The sequence below is a fragment of the Kribbella sp. NPDC049174 genome (genome assembly GCF_043197365.1).
GTDB lineage: Bacteria > Actinomycetota > Actinomycetes > Propionibacteriales > Kribbellaceae > Kribbella.
Genome location: NZ_JBICSZ010000002.1, coordinates 498,391 through 510,751 on the forward strand (window position 1 = coordinate 498,391; position 12,361 = coordinate 510,751).

A 12,361-nucleotide genomic window follows, 5' to 3' on the forward strand; every position below is an offset into this window, starting at 1 on the left:
GACAGTTGAGTGCCAAGGCACTCGGTGGTCAGGACAGCTCCTCCTCGGCCTGCTGGATGGCGGCGAACTCCTCCTCGGGCGCGGCGGCGACCAGGTGGTGGCGGCTGTAGAACCAGAAGTAGGCGATCGCGACCACGAAGATCGCGGCGGTGATCGCGGCGGCCAGTTTGTCGACGAAGAAGGTCGCCACCACTGCCATCACCGCCAGGACCAGGGCGACGCCGGTGGTCACGCTGCCGCCGGGGGTCCGGTACGGCCGGTCCAGGCCCGGTTCGCGGACCCGGAGAACGATGTGCGAGAGCATCATCAGCACGTACGAGACGGTCGCGCCGAAGACGGCGATGTTGATCAGCAGGGCGCCGTCCTGGGTGATCGCCGCGAGCAGGAAGCCGATCACGCCGGGGACCGTCAGCGCCAGGTACGGCGTCTTGCGCTTGCCGGTCACGGACAAGAAGCGGGGCAGGTAGCCCGCCCGGGACAGCGCGAACAACTGCCGCGAGTACGCGTAGACGATCGAGAAGAAGCTCGCGACCAGTCCGGCGAGGCCGACGTAGTTGACGAAGTCGGCGACCCACGTGTCGCCGCCGAACGCGGTCCGGAGCGCCAGCGGGAGCGGGTTGTCGGACTCGGCGATCACCGAGGACCCGGCGCCACCGGCGGTGAACACCAGCATCAGGCCGGCGAAGACCAGCAGCACGACCATGCCGGTGATGATGCCGCGGGGCATGTCCTTGCGCGGGTCCCGGGCCTCCTCGGCGGCCAGCGGCACACCCTCGATCGCCAGGAAGAACCAGATCCCGTAGACGAGGGCCGCCAGCACCCCGGCGTACCCGAACGGGATGAAGTCGCTGGCGCCGGCCGCGGTGTTCGGCACGATGTCGAACAGTTTGTCGGCGTCGAACTTCGGCACCATCGCGATCACGAACACGACCAGCGCGACCACGGCCAGCGCGGTGATCCCGAGGGTCAGCCGGAGCGCCTCGCCCACGCCGTACAGGTGGATGCCGACGAAGATCACGTAGCAGGCCAGGTAGACCGGCCAGCTGGAGGTCAGCCCGAACAACCCGAGGGCCTCGATGTAGCCGCCGATGAAGGTGGCGATCGCGGCGGGTGCGATGGCGTACTCGATCAGGATCGCCGTCCCGGTGGCAAAACCGCCGAGCGGGCCGAGGGCCCGGCGGGCGAACCCGTACCCGGCGCCGGCGACCGGGATCGCGGAGGCGAGCTCGGCCAGGCCGAACACCATGCAGGTGTACATCGTCGCCATCAGGATGGTCGCGATCAGCAGGCCGCCCCAGCCGCCCTCGGCCAAGCCGAAGTTCCAGCCGGCGAAGTCACCGGAGATGACGTAGGCGACACCCAGTCCGGCGAGCAGGATCCAGCCGGCCGCGCCCCGCTTGAGTTGCCGGTTCTCCAGGTACTCCTTGCCGACCTGCTGGTAGTCGACGTGGGTCTTCTTCCGGCTCATCGAGGCCCTCCAATGGTCTGCCGCCATACCACTAGGAATGGCCATGAGGTTCCTCGTGCCGGGACCCGCTGTCAAGGCCTCTGGCCAATTGTCAGGAGTGGCCGCGGATTGACATCCGGCCCGGGGCTTGGGTCAATGGACTGACGACAGACCAATAGACCTCCCGGGAGCGACCGTGGACTCGAACACCGGCAAGCTGACCGAGCAGGCACTCCGAGATCTGGTCGAGGCCGGGCGGATCGACACCGTGCTGGTCGCGATCACCGACATGCAGGGCCGGCTGCAGGGCAAGCGCTGCGGCGCCCGGTACTTCCTGGAGGAGGTGCTTGCGCACGGCACCGAGGGCTGCAACTACCTGCTCGCGGTCGACGTCGACATGAACACCGTCGACGGCTACGACATGTCGTCCTGGGCGCGTGGGTACGGCGACCTGCTGATGGCGCCGGATCTCGACACCCTGCGGCTGGTTCCCTGGCTCGAGGGGACCGCGATGGTGCTCTGCGACGTGCAGTGGCTCGACGGCAGCCCGATGCCCGCGTCACCGCGGCAGATCCTGAAGGCGCAACTCGAGCGGCTGGCCGAGCGCGGCCTGAAGGCGTACGTCGGCACCGAGCTGGAGTTCATCGTCTTCGACGACACCTTCGAGTCCGCCTGGGACAAGCGGTACCGCGACCTGACCCCGGGCAATCAGTACAACGTCGACTACTCCCTCCTCGGCACCTCGCGTCTCGAGCCGCTGCTGCGCGACATCCGCAACTCGATGACCGGCGCCGGCCTGTACGTCGAGTCGGCCAAAGGCGAGTGCAACCTCGGCCAGCACGAGATCGCGTTCCGGTACGACGAGGCTCTCGCCACCTGCGACAACCACTCGATCTACAAGACGGGTGCGAAGGAGATCGCCTCGAAGCACGGCAAGAGCCTGACCTTCATGGCCAAGTACGACGAGCGCGAGGGCAACTCGTGTCACATCCACCTGAGCTTCCGGTCCACCGACGGAGACGCCGTCCTGGCGGGTGATCGCGCCAACGGGTTCTCCGAGCTGATGGAGCAGTTCATCGCCGGCCAGCTCGCCTGCTTGCCCGAGTTCACCTACCTGCTCGCCCCGAACATCAACTCCTACAAGCGTTTCGTCCGCGGCAGCTTCGCGCCGACCGCGGTCGCCTGGGGGTTGGACAACCGCACCTGCTCGCTCCGTGTCGTCGGCCACGGCGAGTCGCTGCGGGTCGAGAACCGCCTGCCCGGCGGCGACGTGAACCCCTACCTCGCCGTCGCCGCGATCATCGCCTCCGGCCTCTACGGCATCGAGAACGAACTGGAGCTCGAGCCGATGCTCGAGGGCAACGCGTACGAGTCCGACAAACAGCACGTGCCGACCACGTTGCGCGAGGCAGCCGCGCTGTTCACCGGCTCGAAGGTCGCCCGCCAGGCGTTCGGCGACGAGATGGTCGACCACTACGCCAACGCCGCGCGGGTCGAGCTCGACGCGTACGACGCCGTCGTCACCGACTGGGAGCGGGTCCGTGGTTTCGAGCGCCTCTGACGATCGACGGCCCCGCATCGGCATCACGACGTACCTCGAACCGACGATCTGGGGTGTCTGGGAGCGGGACGCCTCCCTGCTGCCGCGGGTCTATCTCGACTCGGTGGTCGCGGCCGGAGGGGTGCCGCTGCTGCTGCCTCCGGTCGGCACCGACCCGACGGTCCTCGACCTTCTCGATGGCCTGATCATCGCCGGCGGGTGCGATGTGGATCCGGCCACGTACGACGCCGCGCCGCATCCCGAAACGGTCGACACCAGGTCCGGGCGGGACGAGCACGAGAAGATCCTGATCCGGGCGGCGCTGGACCGGGATCTCCCGCTGCTCGCGATCTGCCGCGGCCTGCAGATGCTCAACGTCACGCTCGGCGGGACGTTGCAACAACATCTGCCCGACGTGGTCGCGCACGACGGGCACCGGCCGTCGCCCGCGATCTTCGGCACCACCGAGGTCAAGGTCGAGCCGGGCACACTCACCGCGCGGCTGTTCGGCGACCGGACCAGCGTGCGCTGCTACCACCACCAGGCCCTCGACGTGGTCGCGCCGACCCTCGCCGTCACGGCCCGCGCCGGGGACGGGACCGTGGAGGCGGCCGAGGTGGACGGCCACGACTTCGCCATCGGAGTGCAGTGGCACCCGGAAGAGAACCCCGACGACCTGCGGCTGTTCACCGCATTGACCGAAGCCGCTCTCAGGAGAAGGACACGATGACCCACGACGTGATCAACCCGGCCACCGAGAAGGTCGTCCGGACGATCTCGCTGGCCACCGAGCAGGACGCGGACGCCGCGATCGCCCGGGCCGTACGGGCTTTCGAGGACTGGCGGACCGTGACGCCGGCGGATCGGGGTCGGCTGTTGCGCCGGTTCGCGGACGCGGTCGACGCCGATCTGGAGAACCTCGCGGCGCTGGAGGTCGAGAACGCCGGTCACACGATCGGCAACGCCCGCTGGGAGGCCGGCAACGTCCGCGATGTGCTGACCTACTACTCGGCCGCGCCGGAACGCCTGTTCGGCAAGCAGATTCCCGTTGCCGGCGGCATCGATGTGACCGTCCAGGAACCGCTCGGCGTGGTCGGTGTGATCGTGCCGTGGAACTTCCCGATGCCGATCGCCGGCTGGGGTTTCGCTCCCGCGCTGGCCGCGGGCAACACCGTCGTACTGAAGCCGGCCGAGCTGACGCCGCTGACCGCGCTGAGGCTCGGCGAGCTGGCGCTGGAGGCCGGGCTGCCGCCGGGAGTGTTCGAGGTCGTTGCCGGCAAGGGGTCCGTTGTCGGGCAGCGGTTCGTCACGCACCCCGCCGTCCGCAAGGTGGTCTTCACCGGGTCCACCGCGGTCGGCAAGCAGATCATGGCCGGGTGCGCCGAGCAGGTGAAGCGGGTGACGCTCGAGCTGGGCGGGAAGTCGGCCAACATCGTGTTCGCCGACGCGGATCTGGAGAAGGCCGCGGCCCAGGCGCCGTACGGCGTGTTCGACAACGCCGGGCAGGACTGCTGCGCGCGGTCGCGGATCCTGGTCGAGCGGTCGGCGTACGACCGGTTCATGGAGTTGCTCGAGCCTGCGGTGAAGTCTTTCCGCGTCGGAGACCCGAGTGATCCTTCCTCGGACATGGGGCCGCTGATCTCGGCGGGTCAGCTGGAGCGCGTGGCGTCGTACGTCGAGACCCCGGCGTTCCAGGGGACGGCGCCTGAAGGGCCGGGTTTCTGGTTCCCGCCGACCGTGCTGGCGCCGGTCGCGGCCGACGCGCGGGCGGTGCGTGAGGAGATCTTCGGGCCGGTCGTCGCGGTCGTCCCGTTCGAGGACGAGGCGGATGCGCTGCGGCTCGCCAACGACAGCGAGTACGGGCTGTCCGGGTCGATCTGGACCCGGGACGTCGGCCGCGCGCTGCGGGTCGGTCGCGGTGTCGAGGCGGGCAACCTGTCGGTCAACTCGAACTCGTCCGTGCGGTACTCGACACCGTTCGGCGGTTACAAGCAGTCCGGGCTCGGCCGCGAGCTCGGCCCGGACGCGCTGGACGCGTTCACCGAGACCAAGAACATCTTCATCAGCACGGAGGACTGAATGACTGACGTCAAGGCGACCCGCCTCGAGGGCCGGGTCGCGGTGGTGACCGGCGGAGCGAGCGGGATCGGTCTGGCCGCGGTACGGCGACTCGCGGCCGAAGGAGCCAAGGTCGTCATCGGCGATCTCGACCCGGCCGCCGGGAAGGCCGCCGCGGACGAGGTCGGCGGGCTGTTCGTCGCGGTCGACGTGACCGACGAGGCCGGTGTGGAGAACCTGTTCCGGCAGGCGTTCGACACGTTCGGCAGCGTGGACATCGCGTTCAACAACGCCGGCATCTCACCGCCTGACGACAACTCGATCCTGGACACCGGGCTGGAGGCGTGGCGCAAGGTGCAGGAGGTCAACCTGACCTCGGTGTACCTGTGCTGCAAGGCCGTCATCCCGTACATGCAGCGGCAGGGCAAGGGCTCCATCATCAACACCGCGTCGTTCGTCGCGGTGATGGGCGCGGCCACCTCACAGATCTCGTACTCCGCGTCGAAGGGCGGCGTGCTGGCGATGAGCCGCGAGCTCGGCGTCGAGTTCGCCCGGCAGGGGATCCGGGTCAACGCGCTCTGCCCGGGTCCGGTGAACACGCCGCTGCTGACCGAGCTGTTCGCGAAGGACCCGGAGCGGGCCCAGCGGCGGCTGGTGCACGTCCCGATGGGCCGGTTCGGCGAGCCGGAGGAGATCGCGGCCGCGGTCGCCTTCCTGGCCAGCGACGACTCCTCCTTCATCACCGCCAACACCTTCCTGGTGGACGGCGGCATCTCGGGCGCCTATGTGACTCCGCTCTAGTCTGTGCTCATGGTGGCCCAGGCAGACGACGCGTTGTTCCGGCCGGTCCGGACCGGCAACCCGTTCGAGGAGACGGTCGAGCGGTTGCTGCAGGCAATCAAGCTGGGCGTCGTCGTACCGGGGGACCGGCTGCCGTCCGAACGCGACCTGGCGGCCCGGCTGAACGTCAGCCGGGTCACCCTGCGTGAGGCGATCCACGCCCTGACCGAGGCCGGATACGTCGAGTCCCGCCGCGGGCGGTACGGCGGCACGTTCGTCAACGAGCAGCTGCCGAAGCCACGCCGTACCCCGGCCAAGCGGTTGGCCCGTGAGCTGGGCAACGGGCTGGACGATGCATTGGTACTGCGTGCCGCTCTGGAGACCGGGGCTGCGGAGGCGGCCGCCTCGCGATCGCTGAGTGAGGCCGAGCAGGCACATCTGCGGCGCTGTCTGGCGGAGACCGCGGCGGCGAAGCTGTCCGACTACCGTCGCTTCGACTCGCGCCTGCACCTGGCCATCGCCGAGGTCACCGGCGCCCCGTCGCTGACGTCGGCGACGGCCGACGTCCGGATGCGGCTGAACGAGCTGCTGGATGCGATTCCGCTGCTGGAACGCAACATCCGGCACTCGAACGAACAGCACGAGGCGATCGTCGAGGCCATCCTGGCCGGCGACCCCGAGGCGGCCCGCCGGGCCATGCAGGAACACCTCTCCGGGACCGCGGCCCTGCTCCGCGCTTTCCTCAGCTGATCTTTCAACTACAAGGTTTTTTCACCGACAGCCAGGGTGGGCAATCCGTGCCGGGGCACAACAGTGCCGTTCGGACTGCTCATAACTGGGCAGCAACCGGTGACAGGATGGTGACGAGACGGTTTCCTCATGTGACACTCGCCGTGTCGGATGGTCGTTGACTGTGATAATCGGCGAGGGCCAACAAACAGGGCGAGCGGCCTTCGAGGAGTTTGTGGATCGATGACTGACGACGAGCTGGTCGGGCGCACCGGGCTGGTCGAGCGTGCGCGGAAGCAGCTCGAGACCAGCGGCAGTGTGCTGCTCTACGGCCCGACCGGGATCGGCAAGTCCGCGCTCGGCCGCGCGCTCGTCGCGGATCGCACCAGAGCCGGCTGCCGGGTCCTCAGCGCCGCCCCGTCACAGTCCGAAGCCAGTCTCCCGTACGTCACCCTCCTCGATCTCCTCTCCCACCAGCTCGAGCTCGCTTGGCAGGTCCTGCCCGATCACCTCCGCCAGCCGCTCGAGGTCGCGCTGCTCAAGGCCAGCGCGCCCGACACTGTCCGTGACGAGCTGGCCGTACGTCTCGCCGTACTGCACGTGCTGCGCCGCCTGGCCGCTACTGGCCCGGTCTTGCTCGTGGTGGACGACATCCAGTGGGTGGACCCGTCCAGCCTCGAAGTACTCACGTTCTGCGCGCGCAGGCTGTCCGACGGCGTACACATGCTCGCAACTGAGCAGGTGGCCGATGGTGACCTCCCGGTGATGGCGGAGGCGTGCCCGGAGCCGGTGCTGCAGTTGGAGGTCCCGCCGCTCACGGAGCCCGACGTACTCGGTCTGCTGCGTCAGCGCCTCTCCAGCCCGCTCCCGGTGCGCACAGCTCGCCGCATCTTCACCGCAAGCGCCGGCAACCCGTTCATGGCGCTGGAGCTCGGCCGAGCCGTACTGCGGCACCCGCAAGGCGTCTCGCCCAACGACCCGCTCCCGGTGTCCAATCGGCTCAAGACCCTGCTCGGTGACCGCCTCTCCGACCTCTCGGCCGGGACGCACGAGCTCCTGCTGCACGCGGCCTCGTCACCGCGCCCGACCACGACTCAGCTCGCCCAGTCCCTCGAGCGGCCGATCGACACCGGGCTGGCCGAGGCGGAGGCGCTCGGGCTGATCGACGTGTCGTCCGAGCGGCTGCGGTTCACGCACCCGTTGCTGCGGGAGTTCGTGTACGCCGAGGCGACGTCAGCCGCCCGTCGACGGGCTCACGCCCAGCTGGCCGCCGTGGTGGACGAACCGGTCGAGAACGCGACTCACCGGGCGCTCGCCACCCAGGAGGCCAACCCGGAGCTGGCCGTCACGATCGAGGAGGCCGCCGCGGTCGCGGCCGGCCGTGGCGCACCCGGAGCCGCCGCGACGCTCTGGCGATTGGCGGCCGAGCGTACGCCGATCAGCCTGCCGGACGAGCGCGCCCGGCGCCTCACCCGGGCCGCTGACGATGCCGCAGCCGCCGGCCACCTCGCGGAATCGGCCGAGATGGCGCATCTCGCCATCCAGGCGGCAACGAAGTCGGAGACCAAGGTTCCCGCGCTGTTGCTGCTGGTCGACGCCGCCTGGCCGGACCGCGACCGTCGGGTCGAGTTGCTGGCCGAGGCGTTCGAGGCAGCGGTCGGGGACAAGCGGCTCGAGGCGCGGGTGCGGATCATGCGCAGCCACAGCGAGTACTTCGACCGTCGGCTGGACGAGGCGCAGGAGGACGCCCGGGTCGCCGAGGCGCTGGCGCGGGAGTCCGGTGACACCGAGGCGATCGTGGATGCGCTGAGTGCGGCGAGCTCGGTGCAGATCGCCCGGGACGCCGAGCAGACCGCGGACGCGCTGCTGCAGGAGGCGGCTGACCTGTCGCACGACCTCCCGCTCACCAAGACCGTGGTCAACGCGCGGCAGATGGCGGCGATGCGGGAGCTGTTCCGCGGCCGGACCGGAGAGGCGATCAAGGCGATCAGCGCCCTGGTCGACGAGGTCCGCGACGGCGGTGCGATGCGCTGGCTGGCGTCCGTACTCATCTCCGCGACCGCGATCTACGAGCGCAGCGGTCGTGGCGCGGACGCGCTCGCCGCGGGCCACGAGTGCTACCAGCTGATGCAGGACATCGGCGAAGAGGCCGAGGTCGGCATGATCATCGCCAGCCGCGCGGAGTGGGTCGGCGGCTCGGCAGTGATGGGACGGCAACTGGCCGAGGCGGCGCTGGAGGGTGTCCGGCTGGTCGGCAACGACGAGTGGACCGGGCCGGCGTTGGCGAGTCTGGGCCTGATCGGCGTACTGACCGGAGATCCGCAGCGTGCGGTCGAGGCGTTCGACGCGATCGCGGACTCGGGCGAGGCGGCGATGCCGTTCGACCCGGCCGTCATCCCGTGGCACGCGGACTACGCGGAGGCGCTGGTCGCGGCCGGGCGGCTGGAGGACGCGGCGACGCTGATCGCCGACATCCGGACCCGCGCCGAGACCCTGGACCGTGCGGTCGTGCGGGTCGGTCTGGCGCGTTCTGAGGCCCTGCTGATCGCCAAGCAAGGTGATCCGGCTGCCGCGCTCGAGTTGCTGGAGAAGACGATCAGTACGGCGGGGGACCGCGTCTACCCGCTGGACCTGGCCCGGTGCGAGCTCACCCGCGGCCGGGTAGCCCGCCAGGCCCGCCGCCGGTCGGTCGCACGGACGGCCTTCCTGGACGCGATCGAGCAGTTCGAGGCGTACGGCGCCCCGGCCTGGCGCGAGGTGGCCGAGACCGAGCTCGCCCGGCTCGACGTCCCGAGCCGCAGCCGCCAGCCGTCCGAGCTGACCGACAACGAGCAGCAGATCGTCGCCATGGTTCGCGACGGCTCCACCAACCGCGAGATCGCGGCCGCCCTCTATCTCAGCGTCAAGGCGGTCGAATCCCAGCTGACCCGCCTCTACCGTCGCTTCGGTGTGGCCAATCGCACCCAACTGCTCCGGATGGTCGACCGTCCGCACAGCTGACCGAGTTTCAGTTGAAGGTCGTATGGGTCTGCAGGGAAACCCTTGAGGTGACCCGTCAGTAGCTTGGATGTCTTGCTGTCCGGTGCGTGATCGACAAGTGTCGTTCGAGTGAGCTCGCCCCTCGCATCCGGGGCGGCCGAGTGAGGCGCGGCCGCCCCGTTTCTTCCTCTTGGGACAATGACCAGGTGAAACTCGAACGCAAGCACGCACTGGTCCTGCTCGGGATCGCGATCTGGAACGTCGTCACCTACGTGACGTTCATCAAAAACCTGGCCGCCACCGAAGGACGGCCGACCGGGTACTACGTCGCTCACACCGTCCTGATCGTGGTCAATCTGCTGATCGCCGGTTTGCTCGGCACGTGGGGTGTCCGCGCCTTGAAGGCCGCGCGGGCCTCGGCTTCGGCTTCGGATTCGGATTCAGGTTCGGCCGGGAAGGTCAACGCCTGACGAAGCTCGCCGGAGTCACCCCGAGCATCTTCCGGAAGTGCCGGTTCAGGTGTGACTGGTCGTAGAAGCCGGCCAGCGTCGCCACCTCGGCGGGTGGGTGCCCGTCGAGCAGGAACCGGCGTGCCAGGTCGACCCGCCGTCCGGTCAGGTACCGGTGTGGCGGCATCCCGAACTCCCGGCTGAACGCCCGGACCAGATGCGCCGGATGCGCATGGACGAGTTTCGCCGCCTCGTCCAGCGTGATCCCTTGTGGCACTACCTCATCCAGGACCTCGCGCAATCGCGAAGCCACCCCGGGATCGCGGCGATCGGGTGGATCGGTGACGTTCCGGCGCAGGTGTTGCCGCAGCCGCTCCTCGATCAGCGTGAGCCGGCTCTGCGCCTCGAGGTCTTCCTTGCCGTCGAGCAGTACGCCGTGCAGCTGGTGAATGCGGTGCCGCAGGACCGGATCGACGTACTCGGGCTGGTCGACAGCCGCCCCGATCACGTTGTCGCCGAGCCGATCGGGTTCCAGGTACAGCACCCGCTTGCGGAACCCCTCCGGCCGGACCGATCGCCCGTCATGCGGCACGTTCGGCGGTAGCAGCGAGACCTGCGCCTGCGCCAGCCCGTGCTCGCGGTGGTCCAGGTCGTACCGCACCGCGCCCTCGTCGACGATCAGCACGGTCCAGGCGTCGTGCGTGTGGCTCGGGTACGCGTGGGACGGGAAGTGGGCGTGCAGGACCTCGACGACGCCGCTCAGCGCGGGCCGCCACGCCCTGACCTCGGCGCCACCGCTCACGGTAAAGAACATACGCTGCCTGCCGTGAAGGTATACGTGAGCGTGGACATGGAGGGCATCACCGGACTGGTCGACGCGGAGGACGTCCAGCCGCCGGGCCGGGACTACGAGCGTGGCCGGGTGCTGATGACGGAGGACACCAACGCGGCCGTCCGGGGTGCGTACGACGCGGGCGCCACCGCCGTGCTCGTCAACGACGCCCACGGCCCCATGCGCAACCTGCTGCCCGACCTGCTCGACCCCCGCGCCACGCTGATCAAGGGCCGCCCGAAGCCGATGGGCATGATGGAAGGCCTGACGAGCGAGTACGACGCCGCCCTCTGCCTCGGCTTCCACGCCCGCGCCGGCGTGCTCGGCGTCCTCAGCCACAGCTTCATGGGCCACGAGATCGAAGACATCTGGCTCGACGACCAGGTCACCGGCGAGATCGGCCTCCTCCACGCCGCCGCTGCGGCGTACGGCGTACCCGTCGCCATGCTGACCGGCGACGACACCGCCTGCGCCGAAATGACCGCCTGGGACCCCACGGTCGCCACCGTCCCGGTCAAATACGCCAAAGACCGCTTCGCCGCCCAGTTGGTCCCGGTAGCCGAAGCCCAGGCAGCCATAGAAACCACAACCCGCAAAGCCCTCCAGAACCTCCCCGCCACCACCGCGGACCCCGCCGACCCTGCCACCATCCGTCGCCTCACCGTCCGCTGGCAATCCGCCTCAGTAACCTCCCACCTCACCGCCATCCCCGGCGTCACCCGCCGCGACGACCGTACCGTCACCGTCGAGGCCGACATGCTCCACCTCTACCGCCTCTTCAACCTCTTCCTCCGAGTAGCCACAGCCGTAACCACCAACCCCCCGTACTGCTGAAGAACCGCCGACGGGACACCGCCAAAGGACATCGCCAACGGACACCGCCTTCGGTGCCGGCTGTTCTTCTGGCCGCCTTCGGCGGGTTGCTAGGTGGGGTCACGGCCGGAGGTGGTGGGCGAGCAACTCAACGCGAGAGATCCACGTGCGCCTAGAGGTCAAGAACGTACAAGACGGTGCGGCGGAGCCGGCGGGACGCTTGGGGTGTGGATAGTGAGATGGAGCCGGTCAGGTTCGAGACGAAGATTGCTGTGCTGTTGCGCGATGATCTGGCGGTTTGGCAGCGGTTGAATGTGACAGCGTTCTTGGTGAGTGGGATTGCTGGGACCCATCCGGAGGTGGTGGGGGAGGCGTATGAGGACGCGGACGGGCAGACGTATCTGCCGATGTTCCGGCAGCCGGTGTTGGTGTTTGAGGGGTCCAAGGAGCTGATGGCCGCGGCGCATGAGCGGGCGTTGAGGCGGGAGATCGAGCATTCGGTGTTCACGCAGGAGTTGTTTGCTACCGGCAATGACCGGGACAATCGGGCGGCGGTGAAGGCGGTTCGGACCGAGGAGCTCGACCTGGTCGGGATCGCTGTGTACGGGCCGAAGAATGCTGTGGACAAGGTGCTCAAGGGTGCTCGGATGCACCACTAGCGATGGCGGACGCTCGCGCACTGTCGACACGTGGAAGGCGATCGGTTGCAGCACCCTTTGAATGGGGCAAGACGG

The 12,361-nt window shown here is 69.0% G+C and carries 11 protein-coding genes; 9 read left to right on the top strand and 2 right to left on the bottom strand.

The window, feature by feature from the left end; all coding sequences use genetic code 11:
- Window positions 1-28: 28 nt before the first annotated feature.
- On the bottom strand, window positions 29-1,468 hold the full coding sequence (gene eat, locus ACGFIF_RS12895; RefSeq protein WP_393154426.1) for an ethanolamine permease: 1,440 nt from the start codon (window positions 1,466-1,468) through the stop codon (window positions 29-31).
- A 175-nt stretch (window positions 1,469-1,643) separates the two neighbouring features.
- On the opposite strand from eat, the gene ACGFIF_RS12900 reads away from it, so the two are divergent.
- The 7 genes from ACGFIF_RS12900 (at window position 1,644) to ACGFIF_RS12930 (ending at window position 10,003) form a co-directional block, all read left to right on the top strand.
- Window positions 1,644-3,008, top strand: a complete 1,365-nt coding sequence (locus ACGFIF_RS12900; RefSeq protein ID WP_393154427.1) for a glutamine synthetase family protein — start codon at window positions 1,644-1,646, stop codon at window positions 3,006-3,008.
- Entirely contained in the window at window positions 2,989-3,717 is a 729-nt protein-coding gene (locus ACGFIF_RS12905) for a gamma-glutamyl-gamma-aminobutyrate hydrolase family protein (protein ID WP_393154428.1), read from the top strand. The genes ACGFIF_RS12900 and ACGFIF_RS12905 overlap by 20 nt, the downstream gene beginning before the upstream one ends.
- Window positions 3,714-5,066, top strand: a complete 1,353-nt coding sequence (locus tag ACGFIF_RS12910; RefSeq protein ID WP_393154429.1) for an aldehyde dehydrogenase family protein — start codon at window positions 3,714-3,716, stop codon at window positions 5,064-5,066. Before ACGFIF_RS12905 ends, ACGFIF_RS12910 begins: the two co-directional genes overlap by 4 nt.
- Complete coding sequence (locus tag ACGFIF_RS12915; RefSeq protein WP_393154430.1) at window positions 5,067-5,846, top strand: 3-oxoacyl-ACP reductase; 780 nt, start codon at window positions 5,067-5,069, stop codon at window positions 5,844-5,846. It begins immediately after the preceding gene.
- A 9-nt stretch (window positions 5,847-5,855) separates the two neighbouring features.
- On the top strand, window positions 5,856-6,575 hold the full coding sequence (locus tag ACGFIF_RS12920; protein WP_393154431.1) for a FadR/GntR family transcriptional regulator: 720 nt from the start codon (window positions 5,856-5,858) through the stop codon (window positions 6,573-6,575).
- 222 nt (window positions 6,576-6,797) lie between these two features.
- Window positions 6,798-9,554 carry an AAA family ATPase gene (locus tag ACGFIF_RS12925; protein WP_393154432.1) on the top strand — a complete coding sequence of 919 codons (2,757 nt, stop codon included), beginning with the start codon at window positions 6,798-6,800 and terminating at the stop codon, window positions 9,552-9,554.
- Between the two features lie 185 nt (window positions 9,555-9,739).
- On the top strand, window positions 9,740-10,003 hold the full coding sequence (locus ACGFIF_RS12930; protein WP_393154433.1) for an SCO4848 family membrane protein: 264 nt from the start codon (window positions 9,740-9,742) through the stop codon (window positions 10,001-10,003).
- Here the strand turns inward: ACGFIF_RS12930 and ACGFIF_RS12935 are convergent.
- Complete coding sequence (locus ACGFIF_RS12935; RefSeq protein WP_393154434.1) at window positions 9,993-10,784, bottom strand: AraC family transcriptional regulator; 792 nt, start codon at window positions 10,782-10,784, stop codon at window positions 9,993-9,995. The genes ACGFIF_RS12930 and ACGFIF_RS12935 overlap by 11 nt on opposite strands.
- Window positions 10,785-10,808: 24 nt before the next feature.
- Here ACGFIF_RS12935 and ACGFIF_RS12940 point away from each other — a divergent pair, with 24 nt between their 5' ends.
- Both ACGFIF_RS12940 and ACGFIF_RS12945 read left to right on the top strand, forming a co-directional pair.
- Window positions 10,809-11,648 carry a M55 family metallopeptidase gene (locus ACGFIF_RS12940; RefSeq protein ID WP_393154435.1) on the top strand — a complete coding sequence of 280 codons (840 nt, stop codon included), beginning with the start codon at window positions 10,809-10,811 and terminating at the stop codon, window positions 11,646-11,648.
- Window positions 11,649-11,866: 218 nt separating this feature from the next.
- Entirely contained in the window at window positions 11,867-12,286 is a 420-nt protein-coding gene (locus tag ACGFIF_RS12945; protein ID WP_393154436.1) for a DUF2000 family protein, read from the top strand.
- Window positions 12,287-12,361: the final 75 nt, after the last annotated feature.

Excerpts from the sequence above, each read along its gene's own strand:
- ACGFIF_RS12910 (WP_393154429.1), top strand. The coding sequence starts at position 3,714 with ATGACCCACGACGTGATCAACCCGGCCACCGAGAAGGTCGTCCGGACG.
- ACGFIF_RS12925 (WP_393154432.1), top strand. The coding sequence starts at position 6,798 with ATGACTGACGACGAGCTGGTCGGGCGCACCGGGCTGGTCGAGCGTGCG.
- ACGFIF_RS12915 (WP_393154430.1), top strand. The coding sequence starts at position 5,067 with ATGACTGACGTCAAGGCGACCCGCCTCGAGGGCCGGGTCGCGGTGGTG.
- ACGFIF_RS12945 (WP_393154436.1), top strand. The coding sequence starts at position 11,867 with ATGGAGCCGGTCAGGTTCGAGACGAAGATTGCTGTGCTGTTGCGCGAT.
- eat (WP_393154426.1), bottom strand. The coding sequence starts at position 1,468 with ATGAGCCGGAAGAAGACCCACGTCGACTACCAGCAGGTCGGCAAGGAG.
- ACGFIF_RS12920 (WP_393154431.1), top strand. The coding sequence starts at position 5,856 with ATGGTGGCCCAGGCAGACGACGCGTTGTTCCGGCCGGTCCGGACCGGC.